Origin of the sequence: Serratia surfactantfaciens, from assembly GCF_001642805.2 — a bacterium.
Taxonomy (GTDB): domain Bacteria; phylum Pseudomonadota; class Gammaproteobacteria; order Enterobacterales; family Enterobacteriaceae; genus Serratia; species Serratia surfactantfaciens.
On record NZ_CP016948.1, the window covers coordinates 2475219 to 2493239 of the forward strand.

14 protein-coding genes are annotated in these 18021 nt (G+C 61.9%); 10 read left to right on the forward strand and 4 right to left on the reverse strand.

The genetic code is table 11. The annotated features are described in order from the left end of the window. Nucleotides 1-2: 2 nt before the first annotated feature. The 5 genes from tssF (at nt 3) to ATE40_RS11705 (ending at nt 9181) form a co-directional block, all read left to right on the forward strand. A complete protein-coding gene (gene tssF, locus ATE40_RS11685) occupies nt 3-1889 on the forward strand; it encodes a type VI secretion system baseplate subunit TssF (RefSeq protein ID WP_019453003.1) in 1887 nt (628 codons plus the stop codon). Next, nucleotides 1886-2956, forward strand: a complete 1071-nt coding sequence (gene tssG / locus ATE40_RS11690) for a type VI secretion system baseplate subunit TssG (protein WP_019453004.1) — start codon at nt 1886-1888, stop codon at nt 2954-2956. The genes tssF and tssG overlap by 4 nt, the downstream gene beginning before the upstream one ends. A 56-nt stretch (nt 2957-3012) precedes the next feature. Next, entirely contained in the window at nt 3013-5673 is a 2661-nt protein-coding gene (gene tssH, locus ATE40_RS11695; protein WP_063918565.1) for a type VI secretion system ATPase TssH, read from the forward strand. A gap of 49 nt (nt 5674-5722) precedes the next feature. Beyond that, complete coding sequence (locus tag ATE40_RS11700; RefSeq protein ID WP_063918566.1) at nt 5723-7168, forward strand: serine/threonine protein kinase; 1446 nt, start codon at nt 5723-5725, stop codon at nt 7166-7168. Nucleotides 7169-7249: 81 nt separating this feature from the next. Further along, nucleotides 7250-9181: a type VI secretion system Vgr family protein gene (locus ATE40_RS11705; protein WP_063918567.1), complete on the forward strand. Its 1932-nt coding sequence runs from the start codon at nt 7250-7252 to the stop codon at nt 9179-9181. Between the two features lie 72 nt (nt 9182-9253). Here the strand turns inward: ATE40_RS11705 and sbmC are convergent, their stop codons facing one another. Together sbmC and kynA are read right to left on the reverse strand one after the other, a co-directional pair. Beyond that, nucleotides 9254-9721 carry a DNA gyrase inhibitor SbmC gene (sbmC, locus tag ATE40_RS11710; protein WP_019453008.1) on the reverse strand — a complete coding sequence of 156 codons (468 nt, stop codon included), beginning with the start codon at nt 9719-9721 and terminating at the stop codon, nt 9254-9256. Nucleotides 9722-9743: 22 nt separating this feature from the next. Continuing rightward, a complete protein-coding gene (gene kynA / locus ATE40_RS11715) occupies nt 9744-10586 on the reverse strand; it encodes a tryptophan 2,3-dioxygenase (protein ID WP_015378298.1) in 843 nt (280 codons plus the stop codon). 296 nt (nt 10587-10882) lie between these two features. On the opposite strand from kynA, the gene ATE40_RS11720 reads away from it, so the two are divergent. The 4 genes from ATE40_RS11720 to ATE40_RS11735 all read left to right on the forward strand — a co-directional run bounded on the left by ATE40_RS11720 (nt 10883) and on the right by ATE40_RS11735 (nt 14676). Further along, nucleotides 10883-11920, forward strand: a complete 1038-nt coding sequence (locus ATE40_RS11720; RefSeq protein ID WP_063918568.1) for a LacI family DNA-binding transcriptional regulator — start codon at nt 10883-10885, stop codon at nt 11918-11920. A gap of 269 nt (nt 11921-12189) precedes the next feature. Further along, a complete protein-coding gene (locus ATE40_RS11725) occupies nt 12190-13425 on the forward strand; it encodes an MFS transporter (RefSeq protein ID WP_230328945.1) in 1236 nt (411 codons plus the stop codon). A 21-nt stretch (nt 13426-13446) separates the two neighbouring features. Next, a complete protein-coding gene (locus ATE40_RS11730; RefSeq protein WP_063918569.1) occupies nt 13447-14211 on the forward strand; it encodes an SDR family NAD(P)-dependent oxidoreductase in 765 nt (254 codons plus the stop codon). A 48-nt stretch (nt 14212-14259) separates the two neighbouring features. Beyond that, complete coding sequence (locus ATE40_RS11735) at nt 14260-14676, forward strand: RbsD/FucU domain-containing protein (RefSeq protein ID WP_063918570.1); 417 nt, start codon at nt 14260-14262, stop codon at nt 14674-14676. Between the two features lie 52 nt (nt 14677-14728). Here the strand turns inward: ATE40_RS11735 and ATE40_RS11740 are convergent, their stop codons facing one another. Beyond that, the gene (locus ATE40_RS11740) at nt 14729-15892 is read right to left on the reverse strand and encodes a colicin-like pore-forming protein (RefSeq protein WP_244889092.1); all 1164 of its coding nucleotides are present in this window, start codon (nt 15890-15892) and stop codon (nt 14729-14731) included. 485 nt (nt 15893-16377) lie between these two features. Here ATE40_RS11740 and ATE40_RS11745 point away from each other — a divergent pair, with 485 nt between their 5' ends. Further along, nucleotides 16378-17457 (forward strand): transketolase-like TK C-terminal-containing protein, encoded by a 1080-nt coding sequence (locus tag ATE40_RS11745; protein WP_063918572.1) that lies wholly within the window; start codon nt 16378-16380, stop codon nt 17455-17457. On the opposite strand, the gene ATE40_RS11750 is transcribed toward ATE40_RS11745, so the two are convergent. Continuing rightward, on the reverse strand, nt 17458-17895 hold the full coding sequence (locus ATE40_RS11750) for a MarR family winged helix-turn-helix transcriptional regulator (RefSeq protein WP_015378305.1): 438 nt from the start codon (nt 17893-17895) through the stop codon (nt 17458-17460). Nucleotides 17896-18021 lie beyond the last annotated feature (126 nt).

Sequence of the window (18021 nt, forward strand, 5' to 3'; positions counted from 1 at the left end):
CGATGGACAGTAAACTTTTAGACTATTACAACCGCGAGCTGGCCTATCTGCGTGAGATGGGCGCCGAGTTCGCCGAACAGTACCCGAAGGTCGCGGGCCGCCTCGGCATGCGCGGCATCGACGTGGCGGATCCCTATATCGAGCGCCTGATGGAGGGTTTCGCCTTCCTCACCTCGCGCGTGCAGCTGAAAATGGACGCCGAGTTCCCGCGCTTTTCTCAGCGCTTGCTGGAGATCATCTATCCCAACTATCTGTCGCCGACGCCGTCGATGGCGATCGCCGAGCTGCAGCCGGACAGCAGCAAGGGCGACATCAGCAACGGCTTCGTGGTGCCGCGCGGCACCATGATGGACAGCCAGACGCTGAAGAAAAGCGGCATCACCTGCAGTTACACCACGGCGCATGACGTCACGCTGCAGCCGGTGCGCATCGCCGGCGTCGAACTGGGCGGCATTCCGGCCGATATCCCGCTGGCTTCGCTGGGGCTGCAGCACAGCGGCTGCGTCAGCGCGCTGCGCATTCGTCTCGAGTGCTACGAAAGCGTCACGCTCAACAACCTGCAGTTGGACCAGTTGATGTTTTATCTGGCCGGGCCGGACATGCAGGCGCAGCAGCTGCTGGAACTGCTGATGCAGCACAGCGTCGGGCTGATTTGCCAAACGGTGGAAGCGCAGCCGCAGCGGCGGGCGCTGGCGTTGGACGGGTTGCGGCAGGAGGGCTTCGCCGCCGAACAGGCGCTGCTGCCCAACGACCTGCGCAACTTCGAAGGCTACCGGCTGCTGCAGGAGTACTTCGCCTTCCCGGCGCGCTTCCAGTTCTTCAGCGTCAACGGCCTGCGCCCGCTGCTGCAGAGCGTGCGCGAAGGGAAAAAGGCGCTGCGCCAGTTCGAGATCGTGGTGCTGCTGGATCGGCACGACGTCGCGCTGGAACGGGTGGTCGACGCCGCCCATTTGGCGCTGCACTGCACGCCAGTGATCAACCTGTTTCCGAAAGTCGCCGAACGCATCGCGATCAACGAAAAAAGCCATGAATACCATCTGGTGGTCGACAACATCCGCCCGCTGGATTACGAAGTGTTTTCGGTGCAGCGGCTCGGCGGCAGCGCCAGCGAAAAACGCTACGAGCAAGAGTTTCGGCCGTTTTACAGCACCCTGAGCGCGGACGACGGCAACTATGGTGCCTATTTCTCTTTGCGGCGCGAACAGCGCACGCTGTCGGAACATGCCCGCCGCTACGGCACCCGCACCGGCTATGCCGGTTCGGAAGTGTTCGTGTCGCTGGTGGACGAGCGGCAATCGCCGTGGCACAGCGATCTGAAATACCTCACCGCCGACGTGCTGTGCACCAGCCGCGACCTGCCGTTGATGCTGTTGCAGCAGGATCAGGGCAATTTCGTGATGCCCGATTCGATCCCGATCAAGCAGGTTTCGCTGCGCAAAGGCCCCACTCCGCCGCGCCCGGCACTGGCCGAAGGCATGATCACCTGGCGGCTGATCAGTCAGCTGCAGCTGAACTACCTCAGCATGATGGACGGCGATCCGGAACAGGGCGCCGCCAGCCTGCGCCAGCTGCTGGGGCTGTACGGCAACCTGAGCGAACCGGCGATCGCCAAACAGATCCAGGGCGTGCGCCACTGCAACCTGCGGCCGGTCTATCGGCGTGTGCCGGAGCCGGGCCCGATCGTGTTCGCACGCGGTATCGCCATCGATCTGACGGTCGATGAGCAGGCGTTCTCCGGCAACAGCCCTTACCTGCTCGGTAGCGTGCTGGAGCGCCTGTTCTCGCGCCTGGTGGCGATGAACACCTTCACCGAGATGACGCTCTCCAGCCAGCAGCGCGGCGAAATCGCCCACTGGCAGGCGCGCATGGGCAAAAGGACGCTGATATGAGCGCGGAGATGATCGCCACCGAACTGGCGCCGCCGCAGATCAATGCGCTGTATCGGCTGCCGGACGACTTCTGGCCGCGGCTGCGCAGCGCGCCTTACAAGCACGATCTGTTTCAACTGCTGCGACGCATCGACGCCCAGGGCGGCCAACCCTATCTGCTGGGGCGAGCGCCGCTGCCGCGCCACGAGATGCTGCGCCTGGGCCAGGAGCCGTCGCTGTCGTTCGCGCCCTCCACGCTGGCGCAGGTGGCGCCACGCGCCAACAGCCCGCTGCACGACGTTTCGATCTTCAGCTTCGGCCTGTTCGGCCCCAACGGGCCGCTGCCGCTGCACCTGACCGAATACGTGCGCGAACGGGTGTACCACCATCAGGACACCACCCTGCTGGCGTTCACCAACCTGTTCCATCACCGGCTGACGCTGCTGTTTTACCGCGCCTGGGCCGACGCGCAGCCGACGGTATCGCTGGATCGCCCGGACAACCGGCGCTTCGACGAGTATCTGTCGAGCCTGATCGGCATCGGCCAGCCGGCGCAACAGGAACGCGACAGCCTCAACGCCCACGCCAAGCATTTTATGGCCGGTCATCTGATTCGCCACAGCCGCGATCCGGAAGGCCTGAGCAAAATATTGCAGCAGTATTTCAAGGTGCCGGTGCGCATCGTCGAAAACGTGCCGCACTGGCTGCGGGTGGAACCGCGCGAACAGGCGCGGCTCAAGGCCGGGCGCGGTGCGCCGCGGCTCGGCGAGTCAGCCTTTCTCGGCATCGCGGTGCGCGATATCCAGCATAAATTCCGCATCGAGCTGGGGCCGATGCCGCAGCAGGACTATGACCGCTTCCTGCCCGGCGCCGAGCTGTGCCGGCAACTGCGCGACTGGGTGCGCCAATACCTGGGCATCGAGTTTGTCTGGGAAGTACGCCTGATTCTGGCGAAGGAACAGGCGCACGGCATCCAGCTCGGCGGCACGCAGCGCTTGGGCCTGAGCAGTTGGCTGGCCGACGATCGGCGACAGCGCGATCTCGACGATCTGATCTTCAGCCCTGAACCGCTGGAAAATCCGTTCTGACCCTATTTCGGCCGGCGCCCTGCGGCGTCAGGCCACCCTGAGACCTGAGGAAAACCATGTCTGAAATCAGCCGCTCGGTATTATTTGGCAAACTGGATAGCCTGTTATTCACCTCTCTGGAAAGTGCGACGGCGTTTTGCAAGCTGCGCGGTAACCCCTATGTCGAACTGGCGCACTGGCTGCATCAGCTGATGCAATCACCGGACGGCGATCTGCAGCAGATCGTTCGCCACTTCGCGCTGGACGAGGCACAGCTGGCACGCGACATCGTCGAAGCGCTCGATCGCCTGCCGCGCGGCGCTAGCGCCATCTCCGATCTGTCCGAGCACATCGACAGCGCGGTGGAACGCGCCTGGGTCTATGGCTCATTGAAGTTCGGCGCGGCGCGCATCCGCGGCGGCCACCTGCTGCTCGGCATTCTGAAAACCTACAGCCTGCGCCATCTGCTGAAGGCCATTTCCCCGCAGTTCGAACGCATCAACGCCGATCTGTTGATGGAGCAGTTCGCCGTCATCACCGCTCACTCGGCGGAAAACGCCCAGGATGCGCCGGCGGAAAACAGCGCCGAACCTCTGCCCGGCGCGCCGCGCAGCGGTGAAAGCGTGCTGGCGCAGTATGCCCAGGATCTGACCGCCAGAGCGCGCAACGGCGAGATCGACCCGGTGGCCGGCCGCGATGAAGAGATCCGGCAAATCATCGATATCCTGATGCGCCGCCGCCAAAACAACCCGCTGCTGACCGGTGAGGCCGGCGTCGGGAAAACCGCCGTGGTGGAAGGCCTGGCACTGCGCATCGTGGCCGGCGACGTGCCACCACAGCTACGCGACGTGAAGCTGTGCCTGCTGGACATCGGCATGCTGCAGGCCGGCGCCGGCGTCAAGGGCGAGTTTGAAAAACGGCTGCAGGCGGTGATCGACGAAGTGCAGTCCAGCCCGACGCCGATCATCCTGTTTATCGACGAAATTCACACCCTGATCGGCGCCGGTGGCGCCCAGGGCACCGGCGACGCCGCCAACCTGCTGAAACCGGCGCTGGCGCGCGGCCAGTTACGCACTATCGGTGCCACCACCTGGTCGGAATACAAGAAGTACATCGAGAAAGACCCGGCGCTCACCCGCCGTTTCCAGGTGGTGCAGGTGCACGAGCCGAGCGAAGACAAGGCGCTGCTGATGCTGCGCAGCACCGTCAGCCCACTGGAACAACACCATCGCGTGCTGCTGCTGGATGAAGCGGTGGACGCTGCGGTGCGGCTGTCTCACCGCTATATTCCCGCCCGCCAGCTGCCGGACAAGGCGGTGGCGCTGCTGGATACCGCCTGCGCGCGCGTGGCGGTCAGCCAACACGCCGAGCCCGCTCAGGTTGAAGACTGCCGCCACCGCATCGATGCGCTGCAAATAGAGTTGGATATCGCCCACCGCGAGGCCAAGGTCGGCATCGGCGATCCCCTGCGCCCGCAGGAGATTGAAGCCCAGCTGACCGCGCTGCGCCAGGAGCTGGAACTGTTGACCGAGCGCTGGCAGCAGGAGCTGGCGCTGATCCAGCAGATCATCACACTGCGCGCCCAGCTGCATCAGCAGGAAGAAGAGCCCGCCGAAGCCGAAGAAGAGACGCAGGCGCGCCCGGACGCCGACGCGCTGCGCGCCCAGTTGGGCGAACTGCAGCAGCAGCTGAGCGCGCTGCAGGGCGAAGCGCCGCTGATCTTCGCCGCCGTCGACGCCAACATCGTGGCGGCGGTAGTGGCCGACTGGACCGGCATTCCGCTGGGCCGCATGGTGAAAAACGAGATTGAAGCGGTGCTGCAACTCTCCGACACCCTGAACCAGCGCGTCATCGGTCAACGCCATGCGCTGGATCTGATCGCCCGCCGAGTGCGCACCTCACGGGCGCGGCTGGACGATCCGAACAAGCCGGTCGGGGTGTTTCTGCTGGCCGGGCCGTCCGGCGTCGGCAAGACCGAAACCGCGCTGGCGCTGGCGGAAACCCTGTACGGCGGCGAGCAAAACGTCATCACCATCAACATGAGCGAATTCCAGGAGTCGCACACCGTTTCGACGCTGAAAGGTGCGCCGCCCGGCTATGTCGGCTATGGCGAAGGCGGCGTGCTGACCGAAGCGGTGCGCCGTCGCCCTTACAGCGTGGTGCTGTTGGACGAAATAGAAAAGGCACACCCGGACGTGCATGAAATCTTCTTCCAGGTGTTCGACAAGGGCTGGATGGAGGACGGCGAAGGCCGCCATATCGATTTCCGCAACACCATCATCATTCTAACCTCCAACGTCGGCACCGATCTGATCGCCGGGCTGTGCAGCGATCCGGAGCTGCTGCCGGAACCGGAGGCGCTGAGCGGCGCGCTGCGACAGCCGCTGCTGTCGGTGTTCCCGGCCGCCTTGCTCGGTCGCCTGCTGGTGGTGCCGTATTACCCGCTGACCGACGCCACGCTAGGCAACATCGTGCGGCTGCAGTTGGGCCGTATTCAGCGCCGCCTGGCGGAGAATCACGACATCGTCTGCACCTTCGACGACGCGGTCATCGAGCAGATCGTCAGCCGCTGTACCGAGGTGGAGTCCGGCGGCCGCATGGTCGACGCCATCCTGACCAACACCCTGCTGCCGCAGATCAGCCACAGGCTGTTGACCGGCAGCGCCAACGACCAGCGCTATCGCCAGCTGCATATCGCGCTGCAGAACAACGAATTCATTTGTCAATTTCAGGCATAACGCCGCGGCCGCCGAGACGGCGGCCCTTTGAACACAGAGAGTCATCACTATGTCGGGAACCGGGATAACCAAACCGAATTCGAACAGCCTGCCGAGCGGCTATCGATTCAACGAATTCGAGATCCAGGAAGCGATCGGCGAAGGCGGCTTCGGCATCGTCTACCGCGCCTACGATCACCAACTGGAACGCACCATCGCCATCAAGGAGTACATGCCAACCTCGCTGGCGAAACGTAACGACGATCTCAGCATCGGGCTGCGCGGCGAGCGCTTCGGCAAAACCTTCCAGGCCGGGCTGAACAGCTTTATTCAGGAGGCGCGTCTGCTGGCGCGCTTCTCGCACCCCGGCCTGCTGCACGTGCTGCGCTTTTGGGAAGAAAACGGCACCGCCTATATGGGCACCCAGTTCTACAGCGGCACCACGCTGAAAAACCTGCAGGCGCAGCATCCGGAGAAGATTGACGAAGCGTGGATCCGCCGGCTGCTGCCGCCGCTGTTCAGCGCCATCAACACCATCCATCAGGAAGGCTACCTGCACCGCGACATTTCGCTGGATAACATCCAGATCCAGGAGAGCCAGCTGCCGGTGCTGCTGGACTTCGGGTCGGCGCGCAAAGAGATCGGCAACCTGTCGGACGAAACGGAGATCATGCTGAAACCGGGCTTTGCGCCGATCGAGCAGTACACCGAAAACAGCGACGGCGAACAGGGGCCATGGACCGATATTTACGCGCTGGGCGCCGTGCTGCACACGCTGATCGTCGGCTCGCCGCCGCCGGTCAGCGTGGTGCGCAGCATCGAAGACAGCTATCAACCGCTGGCCGATCGCCGCCCCGCCGGCTACTCGCCGGAGCTGCTGCGCACCGTCGACCGCGCGCTGGCGCTGAAGCCGGAAGACCGCCCGCAGACCATCGATGAAATGGCCGAGTTGTTGCAGCTGCCGATCGCCGATGAGAACGAAATCATCAGCACCCCGACGGCCGCGCCGGAGAACCTGCTGGTCGCCGCCAACCCGGCAGCCGCCGCTGCGGCCGCGGGCACCGTTACCGCGCGCAGCACCAAACTCACTCGCCCAGTGATGGCCGGCGCCGGCGTCGCGGTGCTGCTGGCGATCGGCGCCGTCGCCTGGCTGAGCGGCGGCAAGGACGACGCTCAGGCCGTCGCCCAAAACACCGAGGCTTCACCGGCGCAGAAGACCCTGACGCAGCAGCCGAGCGCACCGCAAACCACGCCGCCTGCGCCGGTAGAACCTGAAAAAACGGCGCCGCCGCCGCAGCCGGTGGCGCTGGTGTACTTCAAACTGCAGCCGGGTGAGCAGGTTAGCCTCGACGGCAAGCCGCAGCAGGTGACGCCGGGCGAAAATGGCTTCGCCAGCCTGAACCTGGCGCCGGGCCGTTATCAGTTGGAGATCCGCCACAACGATCGGCTCCGCCGCCAGCAGCTCAGCATCGACAACGCCGGCACCTGGCTGGTCAATCCGGCCACCGCCGGCTGATGCTGGATTTGAAGCCCGCCGCGGCGGGTTTCTCCCTATTTCATGAGACTGACGCATGCGTCAATCACAGAGGACGTTCTCATGTTGGATCGCATTATTGCGCACACGCCACTGGGCCAGGAGCAACTGCTGTTCCGCTCGCTGGACGGTATCGAAGCGCTTTCCACTCCTTTCGACTTCTCTATTGAACTGCTGAGCACCGACGCGCGCCTCGATCGCAAAGCGCTGCTCGGCCAACCGCTGACGCTGGAGATCCCAACCCAGGGCTTTCTCAGCGCTCCGCGCTACCTGAACGGCAAGATCACCGCCATCGCCGTCAGCAGCGAAGAGATCGGCGGCACGCGCTACGCGGTGTATAACCTGCACGTGCAACCGGATCTGTGGCCGATGACCAAGGACCGCAACTTCCGCATCTTCCAGGAACAGACGGTGCCGCAGATCGTCAAAACCCTGTTGGCGGAGCATAACGTGCAGCTGGAAGATCAGCTGACCGGCGACTATCGCCTGTGGGGCTACTGCGTGCAGTACAACGAAAGCAGCTTCAACTTCATCAGCCGCCTGATGGAGCTGGAGGGCATCTATTACTATTTCAAGCACGAGATGGGCAAACACACGCTGGTGCTCGGGGATGCGCCCCACCACCACCAGCCTTATCCCGGCTACGAGATGATCCCCTACCACCTGACGCCCTCCGGCGGCAGCACCAGAGAGGAAGGCATCAGCCAGTGGACGCTGTCCGATCGCGTCACGCCGGGCATCTACAGCCTGGACGACTACGATTTCCGCAAGCCGAACGCCTGGCTGTTCCAGGCGCGGCAGAACCCGGTATCGCCGACGCCGGGGCAGATCGACGTTTACGACTGGCCGGGCCGATACACCGAGCATCAGCAGGGCGAGTTCTACGCCCGCGTGCGCCAGGAAGCCTGGCAAGCCGAGCATCAGCAGATTCGGGGCACCGCCACCGCGTTGGGCATCGCCCCCGGCAGCACTTTCACGCTGTATAACGCCCCGCACGCCGACGACAACCGCGAATATCTGACGCTGCAGACCAACTATCACCTGAAAGAGAACCGCTACGCCAGCGGCGACGATCAGAGCAGCGAACACCGTATCGACTTCATCGTGCTGCCGGCAGACGTGCCCTGGCACCCGCCGCAGCAGGCCAGCTGGCCGAAAACCCACGGGCCGCAGACCGCCCGAGTCGTCGGCCCGGCCGGCGAATCGATCTGGACCGACAAATACGGCCGCATCAAGGTGAAGTTCCACTGGGACCGCTTCGGGCCGAAGGACGACGGCAGCTCCTGCTGGGTGCGCGTTTCCAGCGCCTGGGCCGGCCAGGGTTACGGCGGCGTGCAGATCCCGCGCGTCAACGACGAAGTGGTGGTGGACTTTATCAACGGCGATCCGGATCGGCCGATCGTCACCGGACGCGTCTATAACGAAGCCAGCATGCCGCCCTGGGCGCTGCCGGCCGCCGCTACCCAGATGGGCTTTATGAGCCGCACCAAGGACGGCACCGCCGATAACGCCAACGCCCTGCGCTTCGAAGACAAGGCCGGTGCCGAACAGGTGTGGATCCAGGCGGAACGCAACATGGACACCCAGGTCAAAAACGACGAGAGCCACACCATCGCTAACGACCACACCCACCTGGTAGGCGGCAACCAGATCAATCGGGTGGTGCTCAACCAGGCCAGCGGGGTCAAAGGCGACGCCTCCACGCTGACCGGCAAGACCCGCAGCGACGCGGCGGTCAACGCCTTTACCCTCGGCTCAGGCGAATCGCTGCGGCTGGAATGCGGCGAAAGCGTGATCGAGCTGCTGGCGAACGGCCAAATCAATATCACCGGCACCAGTTTCAATATCACGGTGAAAGAGGACGGGGAGATCAATACCGGCGGCCAGCTGGATCTTAACCAGCCCGGCGGCGCCGCGCGCACCGCCGCACCGGGCGGCGGCCATCAGGCGGCGATCCAGAGCGCCGTCGATCAGCTGTTCCCGGGAGGGAAATAGACCTAAGAATAGAATCGTTCCGAACGGCACGCAAAACGCACCTAAGGGCGTTTTGCGTAGCTCACGCCTTCCTCACCACTTCTTCACCGTCTGGTAAATCTCGAGGTCGAAATAGCCGTCGGCCTCGCAGTCGTTGAGATAGTGTTCATAGCTCGCCCCCTCAACCGGCTGATGGCCGCTGGCCGGCAGCAGCTTCTGATAGAACTCGCCCCACACCCGCTCGAAGTCGCCATCGCTGATGCGTACGCGGTAGACCGCGTACTGCCCGGCGGGCAGCGTCTGTACCGCAACGCCCTCGCTACCCGCCGGCAGCGCGAAATCGTCCGCCACGGTCATCACCACGTCGGCGCGCAGCTTTTCCGGCGCCACTTCCGCCGGGTCGTCCCAATACAACACCAGCCATTTGCCGAACGGCACGCCGTGGTGCCGCCGCCAATCCAGCAGTTGCTGCGAGCCCTGCGGGATGGTCTGGGGATACGGCCCCACTACCCTCACCCCCACCACTTTTTCCGCCGCTTTATCGATAATCCTCACGCTCATCGCCCTTCCCCCTCACAATGTCTCAGGCACCGATTTCGGTACGCACGTCCAGCAACTCGGGGAAAAAGGTCAGATCCAACGCCTTTTTCAGGAAGCTGACGCCGCTGGAGCCGCCGGTGCCCGACTTAAAGCCGATGATCCGCTCCACCGTTTTCATATGGCGGAAACGCCACAGATGGAAACTCTCTTCGATATCCACCAGCTTCTCCGCCATTTCATAGGCTTCCCAGTAAGTTTGCGGGTTGTCGTAGATCACTTTAAACGCCGGCAGCAGATCCGGGTTGCGCTGGTAGGGCTGCGTCCAGTCGCGCTCGAGACACTCCTGCGGGATCGGCAAGCCGTGGCGCGCCAGGTACAGCAAGTATTCGTCGTACAGGCTCGGCGCTTCGAGGATCGCCTTCAGCGCGGCGTGCTTTTCCGCGTCGTTGCTGAACACCGCCAGCATGGCGGCGTTCTTGTTGCCGAGCAGGAATTCGATCGACCGGTACTGGTGCGACTGGAAGCCCGACGAACTGCCCAGCACGTCGCGAAACTCGACGTATTCCGACGGCGTCAGCGTTTCCAGCACCGCCCACTGTTCGAACAGCAGCCGCTGGATCTGTTTGACGCGCGCGAGGATTTTGAAACAGTGGCTGAGTTTGTCCTGCTGCACCAGCCGCAGCGCCGCCTGCAGCTCGTGCAGCATCAGCTTCATCCACAGTTCGGAGGTTTGATGCTGTATCACGAACAGCATTTCGTCATGATGCGGCGGGTTGGAGAGCGGGTGCTGGCAGTCCAGCAGTTGGTCCAGGCACAGGTAGTCGCCATAGCTCATGCGTTTGGAAAAATCGGTGACAATCGCGCTTTCTAATTCCCGTTTGTTCATCTGTGATCTCCGTTGCGCCCAGCGCCCCATCGGCCTGGAACGTGCCGCAAAGAGAAAACAATAGTACAGAACCCGCCGCCCGGAAGGGCGATAAACGAGAGATGCTTCGCAGATCTCACTCATCTGCGTTAACACAGTGCCCCCACCCCCGTTGTTGTTTAGTAAACAACACGGCTGCCGCCTGACGACTCTCACAAATGCGCGATCCCATGCACGCGGCGCCCCGGTTGCAGCTTGCCTGCGGCCGGCTTCCCTTATAGATTGCAGGCTAACGGCAGGCAGCAAGGTAGCGGCAAATGGCAAATATTCGTGATGTGGCGCGGTTGGCCGGCGTGTCCATCAGCAGCGTGTCGAACCTGCTGAATAATCGCAGTCACCAGATGAGCGCGCAGACCCGTGAGCGCATCGAACGAGCGATGGCGACCCTGGGCTACCGGCCGGCTCAATCGGCGACGGCACCCACGCCGCAGGCGAAAATCATCGGCCTGCTGCTGCCGTCGATCGTTAACCCGAGCTTTTCGGCGCTGGCGCATGCGGTCGACGGCGCGGCGCGGGCTCACCGTTACCGGGTCTTGCTCGGCAACGCCTACCGCCAGGAGCAGGAGGAGGCCGCGTTTATCGACGATATGTTCCTGCATGGCGTGCGCGGCATCATCGTGGCGGCGAGCGACATTCGCCAGACCCATTTTGTTCGGGCCGCCGAGCGAGGCATGAAGATTGTCACCTACGACAGCCCCTTTGCCGAGCAGATGGCCACCGATAGCCGGCTGTTCGACAGCGTGTCGATGGACAATATCGCCGCCGGGCGCCTGGCCGCGCAGCACCTGCTCGAACGCGGCTGCCGGCACATCGTGTTCGCCACCGAAGCGACGCTGACCGTGGGGCGCAGCCACAAGATCGACGGTTTTCTGAGCGCCCTGGGGCACAGCCTGAGCGAACGCCAACGGGTGATCGAAGGCAAGGCCACCAGCGCCTACGGCGACACGGAAATGTTCGAATTGGGGCTGACGCTGGCGCCGCGCGTTCTCGCGTTGGCGCCACGCCCGGACGGCATCGTGGCGATTAACGATGCGTTGGGCATCGGGCTGATGGTGGGCCTGCGCGCCACCGGCGTCCAGGTGCCCGCAGACATCTCGGTGATCGGCATCGACAATATCGCGCTGGCCGGCCTGGCCGAACCGGGGCTGACGTCCGTCCGGCCGCCGCTGGCGGAGATGGCGCAGCTGATGGTCGAACGCCTGATCGGCCGCATCAACAATGATTCGCAACCGCCCGGCGAGTTTCTCTTCCCGCCGACGGTCATCAGCCGGCGCTCCGTCAAAACCGCCGGTTAATACGGTAAAAACGGCTTACCCTGACGATGCGCAGCCGGCATCGTCCGGATCGGCGCAGCCAAAATCAGAGAAATAGAATCGTCGCAATAAATAAACGGCGCGACGCTTTATGCACGCAACGTCGTTATTCAGCACTCCGCTCATGACTTTGGGCCGGGCCGCTATTATTCCGATTAACCACATGGGGAAAAACCATGATGAAAAAAACAATGCCAAAGGATATTGAACGCAGCGCCATCAGGAAATTGACGCTGCATATTGTCCCCCTCATGATCTTGTTGTATTTCCTGGCCTTTCTCGACCGCAACAATATGGCCTACGCCGCCAAAGCGTTGGAAGATAATCTGGGATTGACCGCCTCGGCCTTCGGCTTCGCCTCCGGAATTTTCTTTATCGGCTATTTTCTGTTTGAAATACCCAGCAACGCCGGCACCATAAAATTCGGCCCGCGCATCTGGTTCGCCAGAATATTAATTTCCTGGGGCATCTTCGCGACCCTGCTCGGTTTTGTGCGCACGCCGATGGAGCTGTATATTTGCCGTTTTATGCTGGGCGTGTGCGAAGCCGGTTTCTTTCCCTCGGTGGTGTATTACTTCACGGTGTTCTTCCCGGAAAAGTACCGCACTAAAATTCTCGGCATGTTCATCATCGTCCAGCCGCTGTCCAACGCCGTCGGCTCGCCGATTTCCGGCTTTATTCTCAATATTCAGCACGATTGGTTCGGGTTCGCCCCCTGGCAACTGCTGTTCATTCTCGAAGGGCTGCCGCCGATCGTCATCGGCCTGCTGATTCCGTTCCTGATCAAGAATTCGCCCAAAGACGTCGGCTATCTGAACGTAGAGGAAAAAGCCTGGCTGATGAGCAACGCCGGCCGTTCCAAATCCGGCTCCAAAATCACGCTGGGCGACTTCCTGAAAGGAATTAAAAACAAAAAATACCTGCTCTACGCGCTGCTCAACTTCGGCATGGTGTGCGGCATTTATGGCTTCGGCACCTGGCTGCCGTCCATCATCGGCGCCATTTCCGGCGGCGATATCTTCCGCGTCAGCCTGCTGGCGCTCATTCCCTACGGCCTGGCCGCGCTGCTGGTCTATCCGTGGAGCCTGTGGGCCAGCAAAACCAAAAAACTCGGCGTATTCGCCGGCCTCAGCATGGTGATCGCCGCCATCGGCCTGATGGGCGCGGTGACATTTTTTAAATACGACCCGTTCGTCGCGCTGTCGTTCCTGTGCATCGCCGCCATCGGCATCTACACCGCCGTGCCGCCGTTTTTATCCATGCCCGCCAACATTTCCACCGGCGCGGCGGCGGCGGCCGGGCTGGCGGTGGTCAGCTGCATCGGCAATATCGGCGGCTTCGTCGCCCCCTATGCGGTGGGCGTGCTGAACGATCTGACCGGCAGCAGCGCGCCGGGGCTGTTTTTCCTGGCCTCGTGCCTGCTGGCGACCGGTTTGACCTGCATTTTCTACTGCGCCAAACAGCGTGAAGGCGTCATCAATTCTTAACGAACCAATAAGGAGTCAATCATGGGCGATCTTACGGGCAAAAAGGTCTTTATCACCGGGGCGGAACAGGGCATCGGCCGCGCCACCGCGGAACGGCTTATCAAGGCCGGTTGCGACATCTATTTTCATTACCACAGCGACGAAAGCGGCCCCAAGGCGCTGGTGGCGCTGGCCCATTCTCTCGGGCAAAAGGCCGCTTACGGCTATGCCGATCTCATCGACACCGACGAAACGCGGCGCTGCGTCTCGGCCGGCGCAGAATTTCTCGGCGGCATCGATATTCTGATCAATAACGTCGGCGGCATCGTCGGGCGCAAATGGCTGGGCGAGATCGACCGCGCCTTTTGGCAAACCGTGATCGACGTGAACATGACCACCATGCTGAACGTGACCCAGAGCGCGCTGCCGCATCTGAAAGCGGCGCCTGACGGCGCCAGCATCGTCAACCTGGCCTCGCTGGCCGGCCGCACCGGCGGGCACTCGGGCTCGCTGGCCTATTCCGCCACCAAAGGTGCGGTGCTCACCTGGACGCGCTCGCTGGCGGCGGAGCTGGGCGAGTACGGCATCCGGGTGAATGCGGTGGCGCCCGGCCTGATCCTCGGCACCCGTTTCCACAATCGCCACACCACCCAGGCATCGGCGGAGGAAACCGTTCGCGCCATCCCGCTGGGCCGCGCAGGCACGCCGGACGACGTAGCGCGCGCCATCGCCTTTCTGGCGGCGGAGTTCGACGGCTTCATCTCCGGCGCCACCCTCGACATCAACGGCGGCATCTACCGCATGTAATTCAGCTGCGGGCGGCGCGGCTGCCGCCCCCTATTCAGGTATCGCTTTATGATCAAATCCGCCATCACCCACCCGCCGCTGCTCGCCGCGCTGGCGCAATGCGGGCATAAAACCCAGGTGCTGATCGCCGACGGCAACTACGCCTGCGTGACCCACGCGCCGAAAGACGCCACCGTGGTCTATCTTAACCTGGCGCCCGGCACCCTCACCGCCCCACCGATCCTGGAAAAACTGCTGGCCTGCATCAACGTGGAAAGCGCTGCGCTGATGGCCTGCCCGCCGGACTTCACCAACACCATCGAAGCCGAATACCGGCAGCTGCTACCGGCTCATTGCCCGGTCGAACACCTGCCGCGCGAGGCGTTTTACGCCGCGGTCAAATCGGATCGAACGCTGCTGGTGATCGCCTCCGGCGAACAGCGCCGCTTCGCCAATCTGCTGCTGACAGTGGCGCCGGTGGTGTGAAAGAGGTAGAGGGTGTGAGGGGTAAAATGAAGGGGCCAGCCCCCTCATGCCGTTACAGGTCAGCGACCCACTTCTCCAGCTCCCCCGCACGTTCCGCATCGATATAGCTGGTGGCCCAGCCAAACAGGTAAGCGAAGGCGAAAATGCCCACCGTCGACGACACCAGCGTCGGCGCGAAAAACGCGGCGATAGCGGAAAGCGTATACCCTGCGCCGATCGACAACCCGAGCGCTTCGAGCTGGTTGCGGAACGCTTTCCAGTTGCCCGTTGAGAAACCTTCAATCGCGGCGTTTACCAGATCCGCGCCTTTGATCGCCCAATCCACCCCGGTGAAGACCTTGCCCAATACCCGCGCATTGCGGGCATACTGTTCCGCATCGATCATTTTCAGCCAGGTGACAATCGCCGCTTTGTCCTGCGCCTTGAGTTTTTTGTTCAGGCCCTTCGTCAATTGCTCGTAGGTTTTCTCCGCATCTTGCACGTTGCGGATATATTTTCCTTGTATTCCCGCCTCCAAATCCTTGGCGAGTTTGGCGTATTTCGCGCCTATCTTTTCCGCGATATCTTTATTGATACCTGCGGCCAGGCTGACGCCATCCTTGATGGCTTTTAATTCCGCATTTTGATATTCGACGAATTCCTTAACGATCGTTTTTACCGAGCCGGGCGATTTTACCGGTTTGCCGTTGGCATATTTCACCTCCATGGCATTCAGATTATCCCCTCTCACCACGGCGATAAACGCGGGCCGGTTCTTATTGGCCTTATAGTAGAGGTTGTAGGTCGCCACTCCGTCTTGCTTTTCCACCTTCAAATGATGAAAACCGTAGTAACTCCCGGTCGTGCGGGTCGTCGAGAATTCGCCGGTTTTGCCGTTGCCATGCCAGCCGCTGACGGGCCGATCGCGATGCGAGTCTGTCACGAAACTGCCTAACGAAGAGGCGCCGATCTGCCCGGCATTCAGGCCATTGTTGCCGCCTTTGCTAGGAGTTGAGGGCTTGCGCGCATGGCCGGTTTCGATATCCCCGATCGCCACTGTCACCCCCTTGGCGTTGACCCCCATCACCAGCCCCCCCAGGCCAATGTGCTTCGCCTGCTCGGCCGTCAAACCGGTGGCGGAAAGGCTCAGCGTGCCGGATGGGCTGACGCTTTCAATATGCAATTTCGCATCCGGGTTAATTCTGCGCGCCGCCTTAATCACCGCCTCCAGCTTCATGCGCAGCGCCGGATCGTTTTGGATCGCCGCTATCTGTTGCTGTTCCGGGCTGTTGCCAACGCCGGCGCCGCCGCGATCGCCGGAATGGCCTTTATCGCCGCCCCCTGGCTCAGGGCCCGTACCGCGTTCAGAACTCCAGTTAGTCCCATCTCCTTTACCGCCATAATTAAATCCAGGCATATGCTTTCATCCTTATTTCGTTTTATTTTTAAGATGCCGATATTCTCGTTTAACGCGGATTGACACGCGCATTATCCCTATCGGCAAACCGTTTTTAGCTGCCCGTCATTTATAAAAAACTGCAGAAATAAGGACAACGGATGGCGGCTGTCTGGTCGGTGAAACAAATAGGATCGCGTCTGCAGAACCTGAATATATCGCCGCGGGACACACCTGGATGGCTGCGACCTGTTCAGAAGTCATTGGCACATACCATGAATTGCAATTACAATCATCGCACTTGCAACTTAAAGAGAATGCTCCGCATGTCGCCTCAACGTATAACACTGCCCGCCGCCTCGGCCAGAACCCAAACCCTGGCCGAAGCCTGTATCCGCAAGATGACCTCCGCCAGCCAAAAAGCCGGCGCTTCGCGCCCTTCTGCCAGCGCCTGGACGGCGCAAACTCTGGGCGAACTCAACGCCAGCGGCGACATCTGGCTTATCGACGGCAGAAGGCGCGCCGAGCCGCCGATTTCCCGCTACGCCACCGCCTGGCCGCTCTGGTTTGGCCATCAATCAGAGCGTTATGAGAAGCCGCTGTTTTACTTCGTCAACACGCCCTTGGTGGACATGCTCCGCGGGCTTGAGCCGGAAACCAATCGCAAGGGGATTTTCATCAGCGATGCAGATACCGGCAGTGCCGATTTGCCGAAAGGCGTTCAGGCCTGGTTCCCGCTTCAGCTCACGGGCATGCAGGGCTGGTTGCCTTTCGATCCGGCCAATGCCAGAGAAACCGGCGCGATACTCCATCACGCCCTGCGCGCGCTCTATCTGGAGGGAACGAGAAAGATGGTGTATCTCGCGACCAACGCAGACAATGGCCCCCTCTCTTCAGGGGAGCCGTTTGTCGCAGAACAGGCGTTCAGGGGAATGTATCGCGTCGCCACCGCGGCAGACTCACCGTTGCAGGTTCGTCTGTGCGGCGCCGGCCGTGCGCTCGCCCGCGTTCAGCAGGCGGCCGAGGTATTGAAAAACTGGGGGATTGCGTCTGAAATCTGGAGCTGCCCCAGCTACACGCGGTTGGCGCAGGACGCCGAACTCGCCGACATGCAGCGCCAGGACAGCGGCGGCAAATGCCATCTGAAAACGTGCCTGGGTGCCGGGAATGCCCCCGTCGTCGCCGTCACCGACTACTCGCACCTGATTGCCAATCAGCTCAAGCGATTCATTCCCGCACGCTTTGCCGCGGTGGGCTCAGATTCACGGGTGCGCGGCGAAATCCACTACCCGCAGGCGGAATGGATTGCGCTCTGCGCCCTCAAACTGCTGGCCGACGAGCAGAAAATCCCTTCGGCGCTGATCGCCGATGCGCTGCGCGTTCTGCACATCACACCCGCTGCCTGATCACTCTCTGGCCAGCTGCATCGCGTTGTCCAACGCGTCGGAGAAGCGTGCGATCTCTTCTTCGCTGAACTGGTTGAGAAAATGGGTGTTGACCACCGTGCGGTAGATCTCCCACATCTTTTTCCGCAGGGCCTTGCCTTCCTCGGTGATAGTCGCGAAGGAGGCCCGGCGATCGTCATCCGATCGAAAACGCGTGACCAGCCGCTCTTTTTCCAGGCGATCCATCAGGCGGGTCAGGTTGTAACGCTCAATCACCAACACGTCCGCCAGCTCATGCATGCGGCGTGTGCCGTTTTCCCCGCTTTCCAATCCCCATAACACGTCATACCAGGCGTAAACCGGCAGCCCCGCCTCCGACAACTTCGCCTCTATCTTTCTGATCATCGCCCGATGCGCGCGCACAAAGGAGAACCACAGGTCGGGTTGTTTATCTGTCATGTCATTTTTCTCGTCAAAAGCGGTGAGTTGCAATTGCAATTGTAAAGGGATAGAGTGGCTTTCGCCATTGTTGCATTTGCAACTCTTGCACTTGCAATTCAATAAACCCCTGTATCGCTCAGCGCC

What these genes read in the sequence shown, in the direction of transcription:
- tssF (WP_019453003.1), top strand. Translation starts at nt 3, where the DNA reads ATGGACAGTAAACTTTTAGACTATTACAACCGCGAGCTGGCCTATCTG.
- tssG (WP_019453004.1), top strand. Translation starts at nt 1,886, where the DNA reads ATGAGCGCGGAGATGATCGCCACCGAACTGGCGCCGCCGCAGATCAAT.
- tssH (WP_063918565.1), top strand. Translation starts at nt 3,013, where the DNA reads ATGTCTGAAATCAGCCGCTCGGTATTATTTGGCAAACTGGATAGCCTG.
- ATE40_RS11700 (WP_063918566.1), top strand. Translation starts at nt 5,723, where the DNA reads ATGTCGGGAACCGGGATAACCAAACCGAATTCGAACAGCCTGCCGAGC.
- ATE40_RS11705 (WP_063918567.1), top strand. Translation starts at nt 7,250, where the DNA reads ATGTTGGATCGCATTATTGCGCACACGCCACTGGGCCAGGAGCAACTG.
- sbmC (WP_019453008.1), bottom strand. Translation starts at nt 9,721, where the DNA reads ATGAGCGTGAGGATTATCGATAAAGCGGCGGAAAAAGTGGTGGGGGTG.
- kynA (WP_015378298.1), bottom strand. Translation starts at nt 10,586, where the DNA reads ATGAACAAACGGGAATTAGAAAGCGCGATTGTCACCGATTTTTCCAAA.
- ATE40_RS11720 (WP_063918568.1), top strand. Translation starts at nt 10,883, where the DNA reads ATGGCAAATATTCGTGATGTGGCGCGGTTGGCCGGCGTGTCCATCAGC.
- ATE40_RS11725 (WP_230328945.1), top strand. Translation starts at nt 12,190, where the DNA reads ATGATCTTGTTGTATTTCCTGGCCTTTCTCGACCGCAACAATATGGCC.
- ATE40_RS11730 (WP_063918569.1), top strand. Translation starts at nt 13,447, where the DNA reads ATGGGCGATCTTACGGGCAAAAAGGTCTTTATCACCGGGGCGGAACAG.
- ATE40_RS11735 (WP_063918570.1), top strand. Translation starts at nt 14,260, where the DNA reads ATGATCAAATCCGCCATCACCCACCCGCCGCTGCTCGCCGCGCTGGCG.
- ATE40_RS11740 (WP_244889092.1), bottom strand. Translation starts at nt 15,892, where the DNA reads ATGAAGCTGGAGGCGGTGATTAAGGCGGCGCGCAGAATTAACCCGGAT.
- ATE40_RS11745 (WP_063918572.1), top strand. Translation starts at nt 16,378, where the DNA reads ATGTCGCCTCAACGTATAACACTGCCCGCCGCCTCGGCCAGAACCCAA.
- ATE40_RS11750 (WP_015378305.1), bottom strand. Translation starts at nt 17,895, where the DNA reads ATGACAGATAAACAACCCGACCTGTGGTTCTCCTTTGTGCGCGCGCAT.